20 protein-coding genes and 3 pseudogenes are annotated in these 20,494 nt (G+C 66.7%); 16 read left to right on the top strand and 7 right to left on the bottom strand.

What is annotated here, in order from left to right; translation table 11 throughout:
* The 4 genes and pseudogenes from GOPIP_RS29515 to GOPIP_RS17045 form a co-directional block, all read left to right on the top strand.
* Positions 1-93, top strand: a pseudogene (locus GOPIP_RS29515) (ABC transporter permease); the annotation flags it as partial.
* A 6-nt stretch (positions 94-99) separates the two neighbouring features.
* Complete coding sequence (locus GOPIP_RS17060) at positions 100-1,158, top strand: taurine ABC transporter substrate-binding protein (protein WP_006370993.1); 1,059 nt, start codon at positions 100-102, stop codon at positions 1,156-1,158.
* A complete protein-coding gene (locus GOPIP_RS17055) occupies positions 1,139-1,990 on the top strand; it encodes an ABC transporter ATP-binding protein (RefSeq protein WP_006370992.1) in 852 nt (283 codons plus the stop codon). Before GOPIP_RS17060 ends, GOPIP_RS17055 begins: the two co-directional genes overlap by 20 nt.
* A 241-nt stretch (positions 1,991-2,231) precedes the next feature.
* Complete coding sequence (locus tag GOPIP_RS17045) at positions 2,232-3,173, top strand: TauD/TfdA dioxygenase family protein (RefSeq protein ID WP_006370991.1); 942 nt, start codon at positions 2,232-2,234, stop codon at positions 3,171-3,173.
* Here the strand turns inward: GOPIP_RS17045 and GOPIP_RS17040 are convergent.
* Entirely contained in the window at positions 3,170-3,682 is a 513-nt protein-coding gene (locus GOPIP_RS17040) for a hypothetical protein (protein ID WP_006370990.1), read from the bottom strand. The two genes, GOPIP_RS17045 and GOPIP_RS17040, sit on opposite strands and share 4 nt — an antisense overlap.
* A gap of 245 nt (positions 3,683-3,927) precedes the next feature.
* Here GOPIP_RS17040 and GOPIP_RS17035 point away from each other — a divergent pair, with 245 nt between their 5' ends.
* The 6 genes and pseudogenes from GOPIP_RS17035 to GOPIP_RS17010 all read left to right on the top strand — a co-directional run bounded on the left by GOPIP_RS17035 (position 3,928) and on the right by GOPIP_RS17010 (position 11,592).
* Positions 3,928-4,335 (top strand): ArsR/SmtB family transcription factor, encoded by a 408-nt coding sequence (locus tag GOPIP_RS17035; protein WP_006370989.1) that lies wholly within the window; start codon positions 3,928-3,930, stop codon positions 4,333-4,335.
* Positions 4,332-4,822 (top strand): annotated as a pseudogene (locus GOPIP_RS17030) (SRPBCC domain-containing protein). The gene GOPIP_RS17035 and the pseudogene GOPIP_RS17030 overlap by 4 nt, the downstream one beginning before the upstream one ends.
* The gene (locus GOPIP_RS17025) at positions 4,819-5,397 is read left to right on the top strand and encodes a TIGR03086 family metal-binding protein (protein WP_006370987.1); all 579 of its coding nucleotides are present in this window, start codon (positions 4,819-4,821) and stop codon (positions 5,395-5,397) included. Before GOPIP_RS17030 ends, GOPIP_RS17025 begins: the two are co-directional and overlap by 4 nt.
* Positions 5,398-5,478: 81 nt before the next feature.
* Positions 5,479-7,836, top strand: a complete 2,358-nt coding sequence (locus GOPIP_RS17020; RefSeq protein WP_006370986.1) for an ArnT family glycosyltransferase — start codon at positions 5,479-5,481, stop codon at positions 7,834-7,836.
* 219 nt (positions 7,837-8,055) lie between these two features.
* Positions 8,056-9,525 carry a sigma 54-interacting transcriptional regulator gene (locus GOPIP_RS17015; RefSeq protein ID WP_035728291.1) on the top strand — a complete coding sequence of 490 codons (1,470 nt, stop codon included), beginning with the start codon at positions 8,056-8,058 and terminating at the stop codon, positions 9,523-9,525.
* 78 nt (positions 9,526-9,603) lie between these two features.
* Complete coding sequence (locus tag GOPIP_RS17010) at positions 9,604-11,592, top strand: vWA domain-containing protein (protein WP_006370984.1); 1,989 nt, start codon at positions 9,604-9,606, stop codon at positions 11,590-11,592.
* 69 nt (positions 11,593-11,661) lie between these two features.
* On the opposite strand, the gene GOPIP_RS17005 is transcribed toward GOPIP_RS17010, so the two are convergent.
* Together GOPIP_RS17005 and GOPIP_RS17000 are read right to left on the bottom strand one after the other, a co-directional pair.
* On the bottom strand, positions 11,662-11,988 hold the full coding sequence (locus tag GOPIP_RS17005; protein ID WP_006370983.1) for a hypothetical protein: 327 nt from the start codon (positions 11,986-11,988) through the stop codon (positions 11,662-11,664).
* 33 nt (positions 11,989-12,021) lie between these two features.
* A pseudogene (locus tag GOPIP_RS17000) lies at positions 12,022-12,855 on the bottom strand (aldo/keto reductase).
* A 126-nt stretch (positions 12,856-12,981) separates the two neighbouring features.
* Between GOPIP_RS17000 and GOPIP_RS16995 the strand changes: the two are divergent.
* Positions 12,982-13,686, top strand: coding sequence for a TetR/AcrR family transcriptional regulator (locus GOPIP_RS16995; protein WP_138944137.1), 705 nt, complete (start codon positions 12,982-12,984; stop codon positions 13,684-13,686).
* A 122-nt stretch (positions 13,687-13,808) separates the two neighbouring features.
* Here GOPIP_RS16995 and GOPIP_RS29510 read toward each other — a convergent pair whose 3' ends face one another.
* Both GOPIP_RS29510 and GOPIP_RS29505 read right to left on the bottom strand, forming a co-directional pair.
* On the bottom strand, positions 13,809-14,042 hold the full coding sequence (locus GOPIP_RS29510) for a hypothetical protein (protein WP_006370979.1): 234 nt from the start codon (positions 14,040-14,042) through the stop codon (positions 13,809-13,811).
* Between the two features lie 42 nt (positions 14,043-14,084).
* On the bottom strand, positions 14,085-14,345 hold the full coding sequence (locus GOPIP_RS29505) for a hypothetical protein (RefSeq protein ID WP_244421168.1): 261 nt from the start codon (positions 14,343-14,345) through the stop codon (positions 14,085-14,087).
* A 104-nt stretch (positions 14,346-14,449) separates the two neighbouring features.
* On the opposite strand from GOPIP_RS29505, the gene GOPIP_RS16985 reads away from it, so the two are divergent.
* Positions 14,450-15,109 (top strand): DUF1707 SHOCT-like domain-containing protein, encoded by a 660-nt coding sequence (locus GOPIP_RS16985; RefSeq protein ID WP_006370977.1) that lies wholly within the window; start codon positions 14,450-14,452, stop codon positions 15,107-15,109.
* A gap of 13 nt (positions 15,110-15,122) precedes the next feature.
* Here GOPIP_RS16985 and GOPIP_RS16980 read toward each other — a convergent pair whose 3' ends face one another.
* Positions 15,123-15,758: a TetR/AcrR family transcriptional regulator gene (locus tag GOPIP_RS16980; protein ID WP_006370976.1), complete on the bottom strand. Its 636-nt coding sequence runs from the start codon at positions 15,756-15,758 to the stop codon at positions 15,123-15,125.
* An 85-nt stretch (positions 15,759-15,843) separates the two neighbouring features.
* Here GOPIP_RS16980 and GOPIP_RS16975 point away from each other — a divergent pair, with 85 nt between their 5' ends.
* Complete coding sequence (locus tag GOPIP_RS16975) at positions 15,844-17,343, top strand: MFS transporter (RefSeq protein ID WP_006370975.1); 1,500 nt, start codon at positions 15,844-15,846, stop codon at positions 17,341-17,343.
* Positions 17,344-17,381: 38 nt separating this feature from the next.
* Here GOPIP_RS16975 and GOPIP_RS16970 read toward each other — a convergent pair whose 3' ends face one another.
* Complete coding sequence (locus GOPIP_RS16970; RefSeq protein WP_006370974.1) at positions 17,382-18,314, bottom strand: AEC family transporter; 933 nt, start codon at positions 18,312-18,314, stop codon at positions 17,382-17,384.
* 136 nt (positions 18,315-18,450) lie between these two features.
* Here GOPIP_RS16970 and GOPIP_RS16965 point away from each other — a divergent pair, with 136 nt between their 5' ends.
* From GOPIP_RS16965 to GOPIP_RS16955, 3 genes are all read left to right on the top strand, one after another.
* Positions 18,451-19,116: a DUF4190 domain-containing protein gene (locus GOPIP_RS16965; RefSeq protein WP_006370973.1), complete on the top strand. Its 666-nt coding sequence runs from the start codon at positions 18,451-18,453 to the stop codon at positions 19,114-19,116.
* Between the two features lie 168 nt (positions 19,117-19,284).
* Positions 19,285-19,458, top strand: coding sequence for a 50S ribosomal protein L32 (gene rpmF, locus GOPIP_RS16960; RefSeq protein WP_014359175.1), 174 nt, complete (start codon positions 19,285-19,287; stop codon positions 19,456-19,458).
* A 101-nt stretch (positions 19,459-19,559) separates the two neighbouring features.
* On the top strand, positions 19,560-20,240 hold the full coding sequence (locus GOPIP_RS16955) for a trimeric intracellular cation channel family protein (protein WP_006370971.1): 681 nt from the start codon (positions 19,560-19,562) through the stop codon (positions 20,238-20,240).
* Positions 20,241-20,494: the final 254 nt, after the last annotated feature.

Genomic DNA, 20,494 nt, shown 5'->3' with positions numbered 1-20,494 from the left:
GGTATCGCTCTGATCGGGTTCTCCGGTCTGATCATCGACGGTGTCCTGCGGGTCATCGAGCACCGTGCGGTGCCCTGGCGTGGAAAGGCCTGACCTCACATGACAACCCATCGTCGACGACCGCTGCGCGCGGTACCGGTCCTGCTCGCGACACTGGTCGCAGCCCTCCTGATGGTGACGGGCTGCTCGGTCGACCGCTCCGGTCAGGACTCCGGTAAACCCACCATTCGTATTGCCTACCAGTCATTCCCGAGTGGTGACCTGATCGTCAAGAACAATCACTGGCTCGAGGACGCCCTGCCGGACTACAACATCAAGTGGACCAAGTTCGACTCCGGCGCCGACATCAACACCGCGTTCATCGCCAAGCAGATCGACTTCGGCGCCATCGGGTCCAGTCCGGTCGCACGCGGACTCTCGGCACCACTGAACATCCCGTATCAGGTGGCGTTCGTCCTCGACGTCGCCGGCGACAACGAGGCACTCGTGGCCCGCAACGGCACCGGCATCAATACCGTCGCCGACCTGCGCGGCAAGCGGGTGGCCACGGCGTTCGCGTCGACGGCGCACTACAGCCTGCTCGCCGCACTGGCGCAGGCCGGGGTGAACCCCGCCGACGTCGACATCATCGACCTGCAGCCGCAGGCGTCCCTGGCCGCGTGGCAGCGCGGCGACGTCGACGCCGTCTACACCTGGCTACCCACGCTCGACGAACTCCGCAAGACCGGTAAGACTCTCATCGCCAGCCGACAACTGGCCACCGCGGGCAAGCCGACCCTCGACCTCGGTGTCGTGTCAAGCCAATTCGCCAAGGACAACCCGTCGGTCGTCGACACCTGGCGCAAGGTGCAGGCGCGTGCGCTGGCGCTGATCCACGACGATCCGCAGGCGGCAGCGAAGGCTGTGGCGGCGCAACTGGGCACCACGCCCGAGGATGCCGCCAACCAGCTCAAGCAGGGCACCTTCCTCACTACGGCCGAACTCACCTCGCCGACCTGGTTGGGTGTTGACGGCCAACCGGGCAATCTTGCCGAGAACCTGCACAGCGCAGCGGAATTCCTCGCCGGGCAGCAGCAGATCCCGAGCGCCCCGCCGTTGTCGACCTTCCAGCAGGCCATCTACACGAAGGGACTACCCGGTGTCCTCTCCTCGCAATGAGGCTCTCGTCGAGCACAGCCCTGCCGTATCGGCTCCGGATTCAGGGGCGTCGGCGGCGATCGCGCTGAGCAAGGTGGTGCAGACCTATGGCAGCAAGGCCGACCGGGTCACGGCGGTGGGGCCGGTTGATCTGCGCGTCGATCCGGGCGAATTCCTGGTTCTGGTCGGCGCGTCGGGGTGTGGCAAATCCACTCTGCTCAGGCTGATCGCCGGATTCGAGACGCCGAGTGCGGGGCGGGTCGCGGTGGCCGGCGACGCCCCGATACCGGGAGTGAGTTCCGGGGTCGTCTTCCAACAACCACGGCTGTTCCCGTGGCGCACCGTCGGGGGCAACGTCGACCTTGCGTTGCGCTATGCCGGGGTGCCCAAGGCGCAGCGTGCGACGCGACGCGACGAACTGCTGCGCCGGGTCGGTCTGGGGGATACCGCAGACCGAAGGATCTGGGAGATCTCGGGAGGACAACAGCAGCGGGTCGCAATCGCCCGAGCACTGGCGGGCGAGTCCTCGTTGCTGTTGCTCGACGAGCCCTTCGCCGCCCTCGACGCGCTCACCCGCGAGACGTTGCAGGAGGACCTGCGATCGGTCAGCGCGGATCTGGGTCGCACCAATGTCTTCGTCACCCATAGCGCGGATGAGGCAGCCTTCCTCGGCTCGCGCATCGTGGTCCTGACAGCGCGGCCGGGTCGCGTCGCCCTCGACATCACCTCGCCGATCCCACGACACGGCGTTGGTCCCGCTGAGATCCGCGATTCACCGGAGTACACGGTGCTGCGCGCGCAGGTTGCCGCGGCGGTCAAGGAGGCGGCGGTGTCCGGGGCCGCACCGGCATGACCGACCGGGGCGAGGCGATGCCGGGTGTGAGCGAGTGATGGACCCGTGCCGGTTGTACTCACCGTGCGGCAAACCCTGGGTGAACCCGCCGGCGCCGACTACACAGGTGACATGACCGGAACCGCCACCGCCCGCCTCGTCGGCCACTCGATGAGCTTCTCGGACGGTTCGCACCATGGTTCCCCGCCGGTGGTACTCGGACCCCGCATCTCACACCACGATCCGAGTAGGAACTCCACCGATGACTCTCTCCACTTCCGGCCCCGCCACGCCTGAGCGCGCCCTTTCCACGCCCGCACTTTCCACGCCCGTCCCGGCAGGTACCGTCGCCTCCGGCGTCGAATTCGACATCGACGAGTTCGGCCCCCATTTCGGGGCCGAGATCCGTGGTGTCGACGTCGCGTCGGCCACCGACGACGAGATTCGCGCCATCCGCGCCGCCCTCATCGAATACAAGGTGATCGTGCTGCGCGGTCAGGACCTCGACGACGCCGCACACATCGAATTCGGCCGGCGCCTCGGCGACCTCACCACCGGGCATCCCGTCTGGAACAGCGGCGACGTGCCCGCCGAGGTCTACTCGCTCGACAGCACCGACAACGGTTTCGCCGACGTCTGGCACACCGACGTCACCTTCATGCCGCGCCCGCCCATGGGATCGATCCTGCGCCCGGTGGTGTTGCCGCGCAACGGCGGTGACACCAACTGGGCCGACGCCGAGCTGGCCTACCGGTCGCTGTCGGAGCCGATCCGCGAACTCGTCGACAAGCTGTCGGCGGTCCACGACGGCAGCCGTGAGTTCGGCTACTACCTCAAGCAGCGGCGCGGCGGACGCGGAAACGTCTGGGACGGAAAGGAAGTCACCGACCTTCCGCCCGTGACCCATCCGGTGGTGCGCGTGCATCCCGAGACCGGGCGCAAGTCGTTGTTCGTCAACCCCGGCTTCACCTCACATATCGAGGGTGTCTCCGATGCCGAGAGCCGCGGCATCCTCGACCTGCTGTACGCGCACCTGACCAAGCCCGAACACATCGTCCGCCACCGGTGGCGCCTGGGTGATCTTGTCCTCTGGGACAATCGGAACACCCTGCACTATGCCAACCGTGACTATGGCGACAATCGCCGTGTGATGCACCGCATCACGCTGCGCGGAGACGAGCCGATCGGACCGCGACAGCCCTAGCCGCCGCTGGTCTGGATCGTTCCTTCGAACGCGAACGGCGTTGCGGCCGGCGCGCATCCGTGGAAGCTGTCGGTGGGCATCGGGCCGTTGACGCCGACCATCGACTGCCCTCCGTTGACGCCCTTGCGCACCGAGATCTGGATCGCGGCAGCATCTTTGACAGCTGCCGGGAGCCCGAAGGGGCGGATGTCGCTGATCGGATAGATCAGCGAGGCGGCGTTGCCGTCGACGCTGATGCAGGTCACCGGACCGCGAACCTGGATCGGGGTGGGATTCATGCCGTCGAGCAGGGTCGCGGTGTAGGTACCGGTGGTTGCGCCGGCGGTGCGCGATCCCTGAGCGTCGATCCGTAGGACCCGAATCGTCGGGGTCAGATGCAGGTCGCCCTGGATCGACAACGACGCGGGCGTTGCCGGGGCGTCGGCGAGTGCGGGTGCGCCGACCGCGAGGGTGGCCGCCAACGCCATCGCCGATGCCAGCGGCACACGTGTTCTTGCTGTGGTCTTCATGATGATTCCCTCTCACTCCTTGGTGCGTCTCACCTCTGCCGCGGCGCTTGCTTCACCTCGTACCCCCTGGCCCCGACGGTGCGCCGGCGTTGCTGTGTGGACGCTGAAACCCGAGGTCGACGGCGTCGCGGCGCAAGCAGCGGTGCCGAGACTCGGGCATATATTCAACCGATGGGTTGACAACGACCGCGGGGGCGCGCATGCTCGTATTCAACCGAACGGTTGACGATAAGGAATGGGTTCTGGTGTCCGACGAGTTGTCCAAGATCTTTGCGGCGCTGGCCGATCCGACCCGGCGCGACATGGTGGCCCGGCTCGCGGTGGGCGACGCGACGGTCAGCCAACTCGCCGAACCCTATGACGTCAGCATCCAGGCGGTGTCCAAGCATCTGAAGGTGCTCGCCGACGCCGGGCTGGTGACCCGAACCCGTGAGGCACAGACGCGTCCGGTGCATTTGGAAGCAGAGGTGTTCGACCTCATGACCAAGTGGATCGAGCGGTACCGCCGACGTGCGGAGGAGCGCTATACGCGCCTCGACGCCGTGCTGGCGGAGATGAACGACGGTCCGGCGGCAACCGCCGGCGGCACCGAGAAAACCCGGAAAAGAAACCCGAAGAGAATCAACACCGACACGAGAGGACAGGCATCATGACCACCAGCACCCGTTATCCCGAAGCCGCGATCGAGGCGGACCCGAAGGTCCCCGTCATCCGGATCACCCGCGACTTCCGTGGTACCCCGCGCAATTGATGAAGGCGCACATCGATCCCGACCTCTTCGTGCGCTGGGTCGGCCCCGACGCGATCTCCAGCCGCATCATCGAGTGGGATGCTCGCGACGGTGGCAGTTGGCGGTACGTCTCCACCCACGACGGCCAGGAATTCGGTTTCCGCGGCTGCTTCCACACCGTCGCCGATGACAAGATCGTGCAGACCTTCACCTTCGAGGGGATGCCCGACCAGGTGTCGCTGGAGACCCTGTGGTTCGAGGACCTCGGCGACGGCCACACCCGGCTGCATGCCCAATCCCTGTGCGACAGCTTCGAAGCGCGCGATGGCTGGCTCGCCTCCGGCATGGAGGTCGGCGTGAACGAGGGCTATGCCGGCCTCGACCGCATGCTCGACGCCGGTGAGCTGTGAGCAGGGGACTCGCCGAACTCTCCGCCTCGGACCGCCACCGCGACGTGGCTGCGGGGTTCGCCGAACACGCTGCGGCGGTGGAGGACTGGGACGCGCCGACGCCGGTGGACGGTTGGGTGACCCGAGATGTGGTGGCGCACCTCGTCGACTGGTTTGCGGCGTTCCTGGCTGCCGGCGACGTCGAATTGCCCGCGGGCCCACAGGTCGCCGACGATCCCGCAGCGGCATGGGATGCCCGGCGGACGGCGGTACAGCAGCTCCTCGACGGCCCCGACGCGGAGGCGACCTTCACCCACCCGATGGTCGGGGAGTTGCGCCTGGCCGACGCGATCGACCGGTTCTACACCACCGACGTCTTTCTGCACACCTGGGATCTGGCCACCGCCGTCGGTCGGGATCCGCAGCTGGACACCGACTTCGCCGCCCAGGTCTATTCGGGCATGCAGGGCATCGAGGACATGCTCCGGTCTTCGGGACAGTACGGTCCGGCGATGCCGGTACCCGCCGACGCCGACCCCGTCACCCGGCTCGCGGGCTTCATCGGACGCGACCCGGCCTGGCGGCCAATCGGGTGAAACCGACACGGCATCCCCGGCGAATACGACATTCTCTCAACTCCCGCAAAGGAACCAGTTGCCTCACAGCAAGCTGACAGCTTGCCCACACCGGAAAGTCAGTGCATCCGGCGCACGATCATCATCGTGACCGCAACCCAACCCGGTGTCGCTCCGTTCGACACCACTGCGAATGATGCTCCGAGCAGCCACCATCGAGGATCCGATCTGTCGGTTTCCGCGGATTCGACGCTGCCACCGGCCACCGCGCGCGACCGGCTGTGGCTGGCACTACTGCTTATCGCCACGGCCGTCCTCTACCTGTGGAACATCACGACCAACCAGTACGGCAACACCTTCTATGCCGGAGCGGCGTGGGCCGGGTCGCGCAACTGGGAGGCGCTGCTGTTCGGCTCGGTGGACCCGTCCAACTTCATCACCGTCGACAAGCCACCGGTGTCGCAGTGGGTGATGGGCTTGTCCGGCCAGATCTTCGGATTCTCCTCGGCGAGCATGCTGATCCCCGAAGCCCTCATGGGGGTGGCCGCCGTTGCGTTGATGTACGCGATGGTCACCCGCGTCGCCGGTCGGTCGGCCGGACTGATCGCCGGCCTCGCGCTCGCGATCACCCCGGTTGCGGCGATGATGTTCCGGTTCAACAACCCCGACGCCGCGATGGTGCTGCTGATGACCGCAGCGGCCTACTGCACCCTGCGTGCGACCGCGCGCGGATCGGCGCGGTGGCTCGCTTTGGCCGGTGTCGCACTGGGATTCGCGTTCCTGGCCAAGATGCTCGAAGGCCTGATGGTGCTGCCCGCGCTCGGCGCGGTCTACCTCATCGCGGCCCCGCCGACGTTCTGGCGGCGTATGTGGCATCTGGTGATTGCCGCTGTGGCACTTGTGCTCTCGGCGGGCTGGTATGTGGTGCTGACGCTGCTGTGGCCCGCATCCTCGCGGCCTTATCTTGCCGGCTCCACCGACAACAACTTCATGAACCTCGTCATCGGCTACAACGGACTCGAACGTGTCGAAGGCCGAAGCGGTGGTGGCGGTGGCGCCCACGGCAACCCGGCCAATGCGATGGCCGACTTCATGCACGAGAACCCGCAACTGGCAGAGCGTTTCGGTGGTGGTGGTGGTGGTGGCGGATTCGGCGGCGGAATGTTCGGTGCTCAACCGGGGATCACGAGGTTGTTCACCGGGGAATTCGGTGCCGAGATCTCGTTCCTGTTGCCGACCGCGCTCATCGCGCTGATCACCGTCCTGGCGTTGCGTGGGCGTCGTCCCCGCACCGACCTCGTGCGCGCGGCAACCCTGCTGTTCGGCCTGTGGTTGCTCGTCGACGGACTGGTCCTGTCGTACATGAGCGGCATCGCGCACCCGTACTACTCGCTGGCGATCGCTCCGCCCATCGCCGGTCTCGTCGGCCTGGGAGTCCACCAAACCTGGACTGCGCGTGATGCTTCGGTGAGCTGGCAGCGCTACACCGCCCGCTTCGGTCTGGCCGCGATGATCGCCGCGGGAGCCATCTGGTCGTTTGTGCTCCTCGATCACGAGCCGAACTGGCAGCCCTGGCTGCGGTGGGTGGTACTCGTCGCGGGCATCGTCGCCGCCCTGCTCGTCGCATTGCCGTCGACCTTCGGACGTCGGATCGCGCTGGCGGTGGGGGTGCTCGGCATGATCGGCATCTTCGCGGCGCCGGCGGCATATGCGATCACCGGTGACACCATCTCGCACACCGGCGGCAGCCCGTCGGTGCTGCCCGAACGCAGCACCGCAGGCGGGCACGGCGGATTCGGTGGCACGACGCACTCCGGCCACGGGGCTACCGGGTCCTCGGGCACCGGGGGGACGGGCACCGGGTCGTCGGGTAACCGTGCAGGCGGATTCGGTGGGTTCGGCGGATTCGGCGGTGGCGCCACGACCTTGCCCGCCCAACTTCAGGCCATGCTGCAGAACAGCCACGCACGGTGGGCCGCGGCGGTGTCGCGGACCAGTTCCGCGGCCGGGGTCGAACTCGCCGCACACGTGCCGGTGATGGGTGTCGGCGGGTTCTCCAACGACCCGGCGCCGAGCCTGGCGCAATTCCAGAAGTACGTCGCCGACAAGGACATCGGCTACTACCTCGCCCCGGAGACCTCGTCGCAGAACGGCAGCGCCAATGCGGAGCTGATGAGCGCAATCACCAAAGCCTTCGGCAACACCGGTTTCGGCGGCGGACGGTCCTCGGTGACCACACAGATCCAGCAGTGGGTGGAGGCCAACTTCCACGGCACCGCGATCGGCAACTACACGGTGTACGACCTAACCGTGGCGCCGTCACCACAACCCGCGTCGACGACGGCGACTCCGGCGAGCACGACCACCGGGGCCACCACCACCGGGTCGGCGACTCCCGGCCCGACCGCCGGCTTCGGCGGCCACCGCACCGGCCGGCACCACACCGTCGCCACCGGGTAGCCGGACCTCGCCGACGGCGCTCTTTCCGCCGCCCACAGCGCCCGTCCCGCCGCCGACAGCGCTCTTCCCACCGCCGACAGCGCTCGCTGAAGCGCTGTCGGCGTGGTGGCGAGCGCTGTGGGCGGGCTGGCGAGCGCTGTGGGCGTGGTGGCGAGCGCTGTCGGCGAAAGCAGGGGCGCCGTCGGCGAACCGGGCGCGACCGCGGCTCTCCGGCGTACCGTGGACGAGGTGGCAGAAGACTTCACATCCGGGGATTTCACGACCGACGCCCCGACCGGCGGTTCAACGACCACCGAAACCCGTCATCCCTCTCCTCGCACCCTTGGTGAACTGCGCGCAAGCGGTCATGTGCAGCGCAGCATCCGCGACGAGATCCGCAACAACCTGCTGACCGCGCTGCGCGAAGGCAGCGATCCGTGGCCGGGCATCGTCGGATTCGAGGCGACGGTCATCCCGCAACTCGAACGTGCGCTGCTCGCCGGACACGACGTCGTCATGCTCGGCGAACGCGGCCAGGGCAAGACCCGCATCCTGCGGACCCTCGTGGGCCTGCTCGACGAGTGGACGCCCGTGATCGCCGGCTCCGAACTCGGCGAGCATCCCTACGAGCCGATCACCCCGGCATCGATCCGCAAGGCCGCCAACCTCCTCGACGACCTGCCCATCGAATGGCGCCACCGCAACGAGCGCTACAGCGAGAAGCTCGCCACCCCGGACACCTCGGTGGCCGACCTCGTTGGCGACATCGACCCGATGAAAGTCGCCGAGGGGCGCAGCCTCGGTGACCCGGAGACCATCCATTTCGGGCTCATCCCGCGCGCGCATCGTGGCATCGTCGCCATCAACGAGCTCCCCGACCTGGCCGAACGCATCCAGGTCTCGATGCTCAACGTGATGGAGGAACGCGACATCCAGGTCCGCGGCTACACGCTGCGCCTGCCGCTGGACGTGCTCGTGATGGCCAGCGCCAACCCCGAGGACTACACCAACCGCGGGCGCATCATCACTCCGCTCAAGGACCGCTTCGGTGCCGAGATCCGCACGCATTACCCGATCGAACTCGACGACGAGGTCGCCGTCATCGAGCAGGAGGCCGACCTCACCGCCACGGTGCCGACCTTCATCACCGAGATCCTCGCGCGGTTCACCCGCTACGCCCGCGACCACCCGTCGATCGATCAGCGGTCGGGGGTGTCGGCGCGGTTCTCGATCGCCGGCGCCGAGACCGTTGCTGCGGCGGCGCTGCATCGCGCGGCAGTCACCGGCGAAGAGGTGCCGGTGACTCGCGTCGTCGACCTGGAATCGGTGATCGAGGTGCTGCGCGGCAAGATCGAGTTCGAGTCCGGCGAAGAAGGCCGTGAACTCGAGATCCTCGAGCATCTGATGCGCAAGTCCGTCGCCGACACGGTGCGCGCCCACCTCGGTGGCATCGACATGGCGCCGCTGGTGTCGGCGTTGGAGGCCGGGGAGCTCGTGGTCACCGGTGACCGGGTGCCCGCCGCGGACTTCCTCGACTCGCTGCCGTCGCCGGATACCACCGCGCCGGTGATCGACGAGATCGCCGAGCGACTCGAGGCCGGCTCGGACGGCGAGCGGGCCAGTGCCGTCGAACTCGCCCTCGAAGGGCTGTTCCTCGCGCGACGCATCGGCAAGGAAGCCGACGAGTCGGGGCAGACGATCTACGGCTGAGCAACCGCCGATCCACGCATTCCTGCGATCCACGGCCGGGCACGGCCCCGGCGGATTCGACCAACTCCGGAGAAACCCATGGTGCAGAAGAATTTTCACCGATCCCGGTATCAGCGCTACACCGGCGGGCCGGATCCGTTGGCTCCGCCGGTGGATCTGCGGGAAGCGCTGAGCGAGATCGGCGACGACGTGATGGCCGGCGTCAGCCCACAACGGGCGCTGCAGGAGTTCCTGCGACGCGGGTCGCAGGACATGCGGGGTCTGGACAAGCTCCGCGAGCAAGTGAACCGGCGGCGTCAGGAACTGCTCAAGAAGCGCAACCTCGACGGCACCTTCACCGAGATCCGTGAACTCCTCGACCGGGCAGTGCTCAACGAGCGCAAACAACTTGCCCGCGACCTCGACGACGACGCACGGTTCGCCGAGATGCAGATCGGCAGTCTCCCGGGCTCCACCGCGCAGGCCGTCGAGGAACTCTCCGATTACCAGTGGCGCAGCCCCGAGGCGCAGCAGGACTACGACAAGATCAAGGATCTCCTCGGTCGAGAACTGCTCGATCAGCGTTTCGCCGGGATGAAGGAGGCGCTCGAGGGCGCCACCGACGCCGACCGGCAGCGGGTGTCGGAGATGCTCGCCGACCTCAACGAGCTCCTCAACGCCCACAACCGCGGTGAGGACACGTCGCAGGCGTTCGAGGAGTTCATGAACAAACACGGCGAGTACTTTCCCGAGAACCCGCGCAACACCGAAGAACTCATCGATTCGCTGGCGCAGCGGGCCGCCGCGGCCCAGCAGTTCTACAACTCGCTGACGCCCGAGCAGCGGGCCGAACTCGATCAGCTCGCGCAGCAGGCATTCGGCTCGCCGGACCTGATGAGTCAACTCGCGCAAATGGATTCGGCGCTGCGCCAGGCCCGGCCTGGGCTCGACTGGGACAACGCCCAGGAGTTCTCGGGCGATCAGCAGATGGGCCTGGGGGAGGGGGCCGCGGCACTGCGCGACATTTCCGAACTCGAGGCGCTCTCCGAACAACTGTCCCAGCAGTACGCCGGTGCGCAGATGGACGACATCGACATCGACGCGTTGGAACGGCAACTCGGTGAGCAGGCCGGCGTCGACGCGCGTACCCTGCAGGAACTGGAGAAGGCGCTACGCGAGGAGGGCTTCTTCGACCGGACCGTCGACGGCCGACTCCGCCTGAGCCCCAAGGCGATGCGTCAACTCGGGCAGGCGATCTTCCGGGACATCGCCGACCAGATGGGTGCCCGCGGCGACCGCCAGACCCGCAACCGCGGGCTGCTCGGCGAGCCGACCGGCTCGACCCGCGAATGGGCCTACGGCGACACCGACCCCTGGGATGTCTCGCGCACCGTCGCCAACGCCGTGTTACGGACCGCCGCGGAAGGGCATCCGACCAGCGACCTGCATCCGGGTGTGCGGATCGACGTGCGCGACGTGGAGGTCGCCGAGACCGAGGCGCGAACACAGGCCGCGGTGGTGCTGCTCGTCGACACCTCGTTCTCCATGGAGATGGAGGGCCGCTGGACTCCGATGAAGCGCACGGCGATTGCGCTCAATCACCTGATTTCGACCCGATTCCGCAGCGACGAACTGCATCTCATCGCGTTCGGCCGTTACGCCCGGTCCATCGACATCGCCGAACTGACCGGGTTGCAGCCACGAATGGAGCAGGGCACCAACCTGCATCACGCCCTGTTGCTGGCCGGTCGGCATCTGCGTCGGTTCCCCAATGCGCAACCGGTGGTGCTCGTGGTCACCGACGGTGAACCGACCGCGCACCTCGACCCGAGCGGCGAGCCGTTCTTCTTCTATCCGCCGCACCCGCAGACCATCGCGTTGACCGTCCGCGAGCTCGACCACGTCGCCCGTCTCGGCGCGCAGGTCACGTTCTTCCGGCTCGGCGAGGATCCCGGGTTGGCGCACTTCATGGATCAGATCGCCCGCCGCATCGGGGGCCGGGTCATCGCCCCCGACGTCGACGGTCTCGGCGCGGCGGTCGTCGGCGACTACCTCAGATCGCGCCATGGGAGTCGAAGGAGGAGTTGACCGGGCCGCGACGACGAAAGACGCCCCACGTCTGGAACAGGCCCCTCGCCAACTGCCGGACGGACGCGGTCAGTTGCCCGTATCGTCCGCCCTGTTATGTGGATGCTCCTCGCGGTATTCTTCAAACTCGGAGCGCTTCTCGCCCGGGATCATCGGCTGTGCGGAAATCACCATCTCGTCTTGCGGCTCGTTGTCATGGCTTTCGACGACCTGAAACCGTATAAAGCTGACGCCGACAAGTAGTGTCGCGACGGTGGCGATCCCGGACCAGATCGTCCAACCCGTACTGCCGTCGGTCCCGAGTAGGGTGATGAAGACGCCGAGGAACGCCGAAGAAATCAACAGCAGTATATAGCCCAAATAAGAGAAAGGAATGCGCCGTAGGTATTGTCTCATGGGGGATTCTCGCCTTCTTCTCTTTGTCGGTGTTCAGAATTCTTCGTAGACCGCGGGATCCTGATCATGGGTTCGCCCTTCGGGCCGACCCAGTGCGGTGATCGCTTCGATCTCGATGGGGTTCAAAGCCAGTGAGGGTGCATTCAAGTTCACCCGCTGCCGTTCGGGAGAGGCCGCCTTCGGGAGTGGGATTGCATCGCGGGCGATCGTCCAGGACAACACGACCTGCCCTGGATCGGCCGAATGCTTCGCGGCTATCTCGGTGATAATCGGGTTGGTGAGAAGGTCGTTTCCTCGGCCTAGAGGACTCCACGCCTCGGTGAGCATACCCTTGTTTTTATGGTAGGCGATTGCCTCGGTTTGCGGAAAGTAGGGATGCAACTCGATCTGATTCACGACGGGTAGTACGCCAGTCTCCTCCTCGAGTCGTTTGATGTGTACGGGAAGGAAGTTGCTCACACCGATCTGGCGGACAAGACCCTTCTTTTGCGCCTCGATCAGTGCGGTCTACGCTTCAACATATCTGTCCTGGCGCGGATTCGGCCAATGGATGAGGTACAGATCCAGATAGTCGAGTCCCATCCGAAAGGCGCTCTCCTCGATTGTCGTCAGAGCTTCGTCATAGTCGTGATGGCGACCGGGGAGCTTTGAGGTGACGATGATGTCGCTGCGTGGCGCCGATGAGAATCGCACCGCGCGTCCGACGGCGCCTTCGTTCTCATAATTGAATGCCGAATCGAGCAGGGTGTAACCGGTCGCGATTGCACGGCTGGTTACCTCAAAACCCTGGCTGCCGTTCAATCGATAGGTTCCAAATCCCACGACAGGAAGCGTGAAACCGTTGTATGCGGTGAATGTCAATGTCATTGACGTGGTCCGATCTCTTGTGTGGTTCCACGGGAGCCCGGGGGAGCCTTTCGGACCTACTCCGGGTTCGATACCTTCCCCGGGCAGAGGTAGGTGCCATGATTGCCAGTCCAGGTGTTGCGCTCGGTGGTTGAGACGTCGCCGTGGCGTTCCTTCCCAGCGGATTCGCCGCTGATCATCGACCTATACATATACTGTACCTCATGTACAAAAATGCTATCGGGCGGCGGCCGCCGCCGGGGAAGGCCGAGAAGCGAGGAACTACGCCTGCGCATTTTGCACGCGGCCATCGAATTGGCCAGTGCCGGCGGAGTCGACATCGGGTTCGATCGCATCGCGCAGGCCGCGGGCGCAAGCCGCACGACGTTGTACCGCTGGTGGTCGGATCCGCAGGAACTACTGACCGACGCCCTTCTCGAGTCGATCAGCGACTCGGTGGAGGCCACCGCCGACGATCCGATCGCGGCGTTGCGGACGCAGGTCATGGAGACGGTCGCCATACTCGTCAACCCGCCGACGGCGGGGCCTTTGAGGGCGCTTGCCGCGAGGGCGCTTGCCGACCCCGCGGCCCATACGATGTTCGTCGAACATTGGCTTCGTCCCCGACGACGATTCATTCGAGATCTCGTGGGGAATGCGGCCAGAAGAGGCTTGCTGATGCCATCCGCCGGCGACGTCGATGAGGTCGTGGACATTTTGTTCGGCCCGCTCTACTACCGCGCATTCTTCACAGGTGAGACCCTCGACGAGGGGTTCGTCGAGAGGTTGCTCATTGCCGCGGGTGTGACCCCGGCCGAGCCTGACGGCGACCTCATCGACCTTGGCCGATAGTCCAACCGTTCGGCGGGGGCCGGGGAGAAGTCGGCGCGTTCGAGCTCTGACCATCGGCGCTTAGGGAAGACATTCGGACGACCGAGCGTGTGCTCATTCGGCACAGGGGCGGGGAACTCACATCATCGTCGGTCATCCCGCCGAGCGTCGCCGGCGTGACCGACCAACCTCAGGACGAGACCGGTGATCGCGACGGCCAGACCGAAGCCACCACCGAAGACCGCGAGCAGGATGCCGGCGATGCCGAAGAACAGCCCGCCCACCGACACCGGTGGGGCGCCGATTACGTAGGACTCTCCGCAATCGAGCGTGTACTGGCCGTCGCTGGTGATCAAGTACTGGGCGAATGACCGCACGGTGCTGTTGCGGTAAGTGAACGAGTACGTCGAATTCGGCGGTCAGCGTTGGGCTCCCGGTCCGTTGACAGTGCACGACGGGAAAGGGTCCTCGGAGGCGCTGGACTGTGTTCCCGGTGCGTAGAGCACCAGGGTGTCGCCGGCGTCGAGGTGGCGGGTCGCCGAACCGTGGACCTCGAACGCCCGTGCCGCGGTGTCTCCGACCTTCGACAGTCCGATCACAGCGATCGGAACGCCCGCGGTAAGGCTGATGACCACCGCGATCATGCCGAGCCACATCAAGATCTTGCCCGCTCGCCGCATGGCCCGATCGTGCCAGACCGGGAGCACTCCGGTGGCGATCTCAGGGTCGGATCTCAGGGTGTTCACCAATGTCGGGGCCCGCTCGACCGGCCTAGTCTGAACCGGTGAGCACTGCAGAGGACCCGACCTACGACGACGACCGTCGATCGCGGATGCGCGCCGCCGACGCCGATCGTGAACTGGTGCACGAGATCTTGTCGGCGGCGATGGAGCAGGGGAGCCTGACCCCCGCCGAGTACGAGGAGCGGGCGGGAAAAGCGGTGATGGCCAAGACCTTCGGTGAGCTCGATGCTCTCACCGACGATCTGCCGGTCACCCAGCTCGGAGTGGCGCTACCGGAGCCCGACGCGCCGTATCCCTCGACGGTGACCACCGGAAGCGGCCGCGAACCGATCCGCAGCCGTCTGGCGATCATGTCGGGCAGCGAGCTCAAGGGGCAAGCGGCCGTCGCCGATCAGCTCTCGGCCACCGCGATCATGGGTGGCGTGGAGATCGACCTGCGGGAGGTCGAGTTCACCGCGCCGCATCTGACGATCGAGTGTGTGGCCGTCATGGGCGGCATCGACATCACTGTGCCGCCGGATGTCGCCGTGGAGGTCGGCGGTGGCGCCGTCATGGGCGGGTTCAGCAACAAGGCCTCGGGTCCGGGTGCGCCGGGCGCACCCACCATCCACATCACCGGCTTCGCGCTGATGGGCGGGGTGGACGTGAAACGCAAAGAGCGCGGCGAGACGCCGCGGAAGCCCTGGCAGTGCGGGCACTGAGGCGGCCGCTGCGTCAGCCCACCCGCCCGTAGATCATCCGGCCGATCGTCTGGGTGAGTGCGTCGAGGGCGTGCGCATCACGTGCGTCGTCGGGGTCGCCCTGTGCGAGTTCGGCGAGCCGCCCGTCACGCACGATGGCGACCAGGGTGGCGAGTTCGGCGGCGGCCGGCCCGTCCGGGGCGAGGCCGGCGGCGCGGTCGCGCTCGATCTTGGCGGCGAGCCTGGCCACGAAGCGCTCCCGCGCGCGGCCGAGGAATTCTTGTAGCGGCGGATAGTCGGACTGTCCCGATTGTGCCGCGCACGCGAGGATCGGACCGTTGTCGCGCCAGATCGCGGCGACCGCCGCCAGCTGGGCGTGCAGGCCGTCGAGGTCGGGGCCGTCGGAGTCGAACCACTCATGGGTGTTGGTGAATTCGTTCCAGGTCTGTTCCATCAGTGTGGCCAGGACGGCCTGCTTGGACGGGAAATAGAAGTAGAAGCTCGTGCGGGAGATCCCGGCCGCCGAGGCGATCTCATCGATGGTGACCTGGCCGATCGGCAGGTGCGACAACAGCCTCCGGGTGGCGGCGAGGATCTGCTCCTCGCGTCGGTCGCCCTTGGTCGGGGCGCCGCGCCGACGCCCCGCAGCCGCGGTCTTGGCGGAACTCATGGGTTCATCGTAGGGAACGGCACATAATCGACGTCACGTCGATCCGAATCGACACACTGTCGATTTCTGTTCTATGGTGGTCGGCATGTCTTCTTCGACCACCCGGCGTCCGGTGTCCCCGGCGCTCGTGATCGTCGCCGCTGCGGCGTCGGTCCTGTTGCTCTCGATGATCCAGACCCTCGCGGTGCCCGTACTGCCGCAGATCGGCGAGCAACTCGACGTCTCGCTGACCACGGTGGGCTGGGTGACCACCGCGACGATGCTCGCCGCGTCGGCGTTCACCCCGCTGTTGGGTCGCCTCGGAGACGTCTACGGCCACAAACGCGTGATCGTGGCCGCGCTGGCATTGACGCTCGCCGGCAGTCTCGTTGCCGCGCTTGCCGATTCGATCGACGTGCTCATCGTCGGACGAGTCCTGCAGGGTGCGAGCTTCGGCTTGTTCCCGCTGGCGATCAGCGTGCTGCGCGAAGAACTCCCGCGCGAGCGACTCACCGCCGCCATGGCGATCACCGCCTCGGCGCTCGGCGTGGGCAGCGGGCTGGCCCTGGTGGCGACCGGGCTGCTCACCCGCAACGACGCCGACTATCGCCGGATCTTCTGGCTGTGTGTGGCGATGACCGTCGTGGTGATCGGTCTGATGCTCGCCGCCGTCCCGAACCGTGCCGGATCGGGTGGACGCGTCGACTATGCGGGCGCCCTGGTGTTGGCGATCGGACTGGTGTGTTTGCTGTTGCCGACCTCGCAGGGCCACGCCTGGGGGTGGGGATCGGCGCGGGTGATCGGCCTCTACGTCGCCGCCGTCGTCGTCCTCGTCGGATTCTGGGTCCTGCAATCGCGCCGGGCGACGCCACTGGTGTCGGTGGATCTGCTCAAACATCGCGCGGTGCTCGCGACCAACACCGCATCACTGTGCGTCGGCTTCGCGATGTTCAGCGTGTTCCTCGGCGCCACCTACTTCGTGCAGACGCCGGAACTGTTGGCGGGCTACGGGTTCGGTGCGTCGGTCCTGCGGACCAGCGTCGTGTTCATGCTGCCCGCGGCGATCGTGTCGATCCTCGTCGGACCCATCGCCGGACTGCTCGTGGCCCGGAGTGGGCCGCGGGTGGTGCTGCTCGGCGCGGGGATCGTCGGGGTCGCCGGCATGATGATGCTCACCGTGCTGCACGACAACACCGGCGAGATGATCGGCGGCCTGATCGTCGCGAATGTGGCTGTGGCAGCGGCATATGCGGCCATGCCGGCGCTGCTCGTCGCCAACGTGGAGCCACAGGAGACCGGAATCGCGAACTCCATCAACTCGATCATGCGGACCGTCGGCGGCGCGGTGGGAAGTGCCGTCATCATCACCGTGCTCGCCGCCGAGGTGGCGGTGCACTCGGTGCGCGGTGTGCCGGTGGCGTTGCCCACCGAGAACGCCTACCGGGTGGCGTTTCTGCTGGGTGCCGGGGCGTTCGCGCTCGCCGCGGCGTTGGCGGCCTTCGCCATTCCGCGCGGCGGACACCCGATGAGCGCCCATCAGCGCGAGGAGGAGATCGCCGTCGGCGCCGCCGGAGAGTTCTCGACGGCATCGGTGTCACTCGACTGATCGGTGTCACTCGACTGATTGGGGCGAAACCCCGACGATCAGGCCAGGAGCCACGCGATGATCGCGATCGCCGGGATCGACGCGAGTGTGGTGATCAACGCCGTGTCGCGGGCGAGTACCTGACCTCGCCGGTATCGGGTGGCGTAGACCAGGACGTTCTGCGCGGTGGGCAGAGCGGCGATCACGGTCTGCGCGAACAGTTTGTGGCCCTGCCCGCCGAAGCCCCAGCGCGCGATCGCGTAGACGAGGACCGGCATCGCGATGGTCTTCAGCACGGTCGCGAGCACGATGTCGCGTCGCGGGCTCTGCCCCTTCTTGAACACCGTCACCCCGGTCAGCGACAGACCGAAGGCGAGAAGGGCTCCCGGCACCGAGGCATTGCCCAGCATCTTCAGCGGTTCCAGGATCGCCTGTGGTGGGGTCCATCCGATCGCGGAGAGGACCACCCCGAGCACGCCGCCGATGACGATCGGGTTGGTCAGCGGCAACACGATCGCATCCCGGAACGGGTGACCGGTCCGGCGTTCCAGCGCGGTGAGATCCAGTGCGGTCAACGCGATCGGCGAGTAGATGAGGATCTGGAACAGCAGCAGCGGCGCGATGAACGACGCGTCGTCGAGCACGAAGATCGCAATCGGCACACCGAGATTGACGCTGTTGACATACGACGACGACAGTGCGCCGATGACCAGATCGGGAGTCGGTCTGCGTAACAACACCTTTGCGACGACGAAGTACAGCAGCCCGATGATCAGTGCACTGCCGCCGGCGATGACCAGGGTCGAGGAGAACACGACCGACAGGTCGGTGGTCACCAGCGAATAGAACAGCAGCGCCGGTGTGGCGACGAAGAAGACCAGCCGGGAGAGCACCTCATGGGCATGTTCACCCAGCAGTCCGGTCCGGCCGAGCAGGAATCCGACGCCGACCATGATGAAGATCGCGGTGAAACCGGAGACGACGCCTGACACCCGGACGAGTGTATTGCCGCGTCACCGGTACCGATCGAACGGATGAGTCGTCGGCTTCGGTGTGCGGTGGTGACCGACCGGTTCGCTATTCTGATCGGCATCACGCCTCCGGGCGGCCGATCAGGAAGGTCGAAGCATGTCCACACCGCAGGATGACCGCGGGCACTCACCGGACTCCGGCGCATCGCCGGATGACGAGACGACGATCCATCACCCCAAGATCGACTTCAGCAAGCCGACCACACCGTCCGACGACGCGTCGCAGTGGCAGTCGACCCAGCTGAATCCCACGCCCCCGACACCGTCGCAGGGTGCGGGGCTGCCGCCGTTGCAGCCGCCGACGCCGCCGGCGTCGTCGACTCCGCCCGCCTACGGCGCACCGTCGTATCCGGCGTCCGGGACGCCCGGCTACGGCCAGCCCGTTCAGGCTGCGCCGGGCTACGGTCAGCCTTCCTACGGGCAACCAGGCTTTGGACAACCCGGTTACGGGCAGCAGCCGGGGTATGGGCAACCGGGATACGGGCAGCCCTACGTCGGTGTGCCGGCCAAGCGCACGAATCCGATGGCCATCGCGGCGCTCGTCGTGTCGCTCGTCGGTTGTGGGTGCCTGAGCTGGCTCGGGATCGTGTTCGGGGTCATCGCCCGAAACCAGATCAGGGACTCGCAAGGCACCGAGGAAGGCGAGGGATTGGCACTCGCCGGGATCATCATCGGTGCCGCGGCGCTCGTGATCTTCATCGTCTACATCGTGATCAACGTACTGATCGGTGGTTTCGCGGCGGTGTCGTCGAGTTCCTCGTGACCACCCCTGGTCGGGGGTGACGGCACGTTTTGGATCCGCGACCACCCGCCGGGTAGTCTGGTGGGGTTGCGTGTCGCGCCTAACTGCCGCGGACGCGCTGACCAGGAGCAATCATCCCCCGTACTCGGTGCGGATGAATGGCGAGACCACGTAGAGAAGGGCACGATCATGGCTGTACCGAAGCGCCGGATGTCGCGGGCGAACACCCGCAGCCGTCGTTCGCAGTGGAAGGCGGACAATCCCGCACTGCAAGAGGTCAAGGTGAACGGCGTCGCGCAGCGCATCCCGCGTCGCCTCGTCAAGGCCGCGCAGGCCGGCATCATCGATCTCGATCGCCGCTGAGCGAACGTTTGACCGGATAGCCGGTCCACAATGTACCGACCGCCCCGGGAGTTTCTCGGGGCGGTCGTCGTTGTGAGAGGCGGTTGCTGTGAGGAGTACCCGTGTTGCTGCAGATTCTCACCATTGCCGGCATCGCCGTGTTCGCCGCGTCGGGTGCGGTGCTCGGCGTGCGCAAGGACTTTGATCTCTGGGGCATCCTCACCGTCGCGATCCTCACCGGCGTCGGTGGTGGCATCCTGCGTGATCTGCTCCTCGGGGTCACCCCGCCCACGTCTCTGCAGACCTGGCCGCCGGTCGCGACGGCGGCCATCGCCGGTGTCGTCGTCTTCTTCTTCCATCCGGCCTTCACCGAATTGCGTCGCACGATCCTGGTGCTCGATGCCTTCGGTATGGGACTGTTCGCCACGACCGGTGCGAGCGTCGCCGTCGGCTTGCACGCGAGTGCGTTGGCCTCGGTGCTCGTCGGGATGCTGACCGCCATCGGTGGCGGTGTGATCCGCGATGTTCTGGTCAACGAGGTGCCGCTGCTGTTGCAGCCGGCCGATCTCTACGCGGTGCCCGCCCTCGTCGGTGCCGGTGTGTACGTCGCCGGGCACGCCATGTTCCCCTCGGCGCACGGGGTGTTGCTGGTGGCGGGGGCCGCGATGGCCACGACCCTGCGTCTGTGCGGGCTCGCGTTCCGATGGCGCCTGCCCGTCGCCCCGCGTCGGACCACCGTCTGGCCGACCCTGCGGTTACCGCGACGTCGGGCCGAGAAGCGGCCGGGCGAGGTCGATTCGTAACGGGGTTATTCTGCCCGGTGGTCTCGAGACGCTCCGGCTCGCTGCGCTCGCGCGGGGCTCCTCGACCATCGGGGGGAATACAGTTTCCACCGAATCGGGCTGAAAACCGCGATTTTTCGGGTCGGTGGTCCGCTGCGGTGGAAGTTATATCTGTAGGCGGGCGCTCCGGCGGGGCGCCTTTTCCGGTGGTCGAGGTGCCGAGGAGCGCCAGCGACGAGCCTCGAGACCTCGTGTGTCAGGGCTGGTTTCGGGTT

Source organism: Gordonia polyisoprenivorans NBRC 16320 = JCM 10675 (assembly GCF_000241325.1).
GTDB lineage: Bacteria > Actinomycetota > Actinomycetes > Mycobacteriales > Mycobacteriaceae > Gordonia > Gordonia polyisoprenivorans.
Note: the sequence above shows the minus strand (reverse complement) of the source record. Positions and strands in the feature narration are given on the sequence as shown.

What these genes read in the sequence shown, in the direction of transcription:
- rpmF (WP_014359175.1), top strand. Translation starts at nt 19,285, where the DNA reads ATGGCTGTACCGAAGCGCCGGATGTCGCGGGCGAACACCCGCAGCCGT.
- GOPIP_RS17040 (WP_006370990.1), bottom strand. Translation starts at nt 3,682, where the DNA reads ATGAAGACCACAGCAAGAACACGTGTGCCGCTGGCATCGGCGATGGCG.
- GOPIP_RS16980 (WP_006370976.1), bottom strand. Translation starts at nt 15,758, where the DNA reads ATGAGTTCCGCCAAGACCGCGGCTGCGGGGCGTCGGCGCGGCGCCCCG.
- GOPIP_RS17010 (WP_006370984.1), top strand. Translation starts at nt 9,604, where the DNA reads ATGGTGCAGAAGAATTTTCACCGATCCCGGTATCAGCGCTACACCGGC.
- GOPIP_RS16975 (WP_006370975.1), top strand. Translation starts at nt 15,844, where the DNA reads ATGTCTTCTTCGACCACCCGGCGTCCGGTGTCCCCGGCGCTCGTGATC.
- GOPIP_RS17060 (WP_006370993.1), top strand. Translation starts at nt 100, where the DNA reads ATGACAACCCATCGTCGACGACCGCTGCGCGCGGTACCGGTCCTGCTC.
- GOPIP_RS17005 (WP_006370983.1), bottom strand. Translation starts at nt 11,988, where the DNA reads ATGAGACAATACCTACGGCGCATTCCTTTCTCTTATTTGGGCTATATA.
- GOPIP_RS16965 (WP_006370973.1), top strand. Translation starts at nt 18,451, where the DNA reads ATGTCCACACCGCAGGATGACCGCGGGCACTCACCGGACTCCGGCGCA.
- GOPIP_RS17045 (WP_006370991.1), top strand. Translation starts at nt 2,232, where the DNA reads ATGACTCTCTCCACTTCCGGCCCCGCCACGCCTGAGCGCGCCCTTTCC.
- GOPIP_RS29505 (WP_244421168.1), bottom strand. Translation starts at nt 14,345, where the DNA reads ATGCGGCGAGCGGGCAAGATCTTGATGTGGCTCGGCATGATCGCGGTG.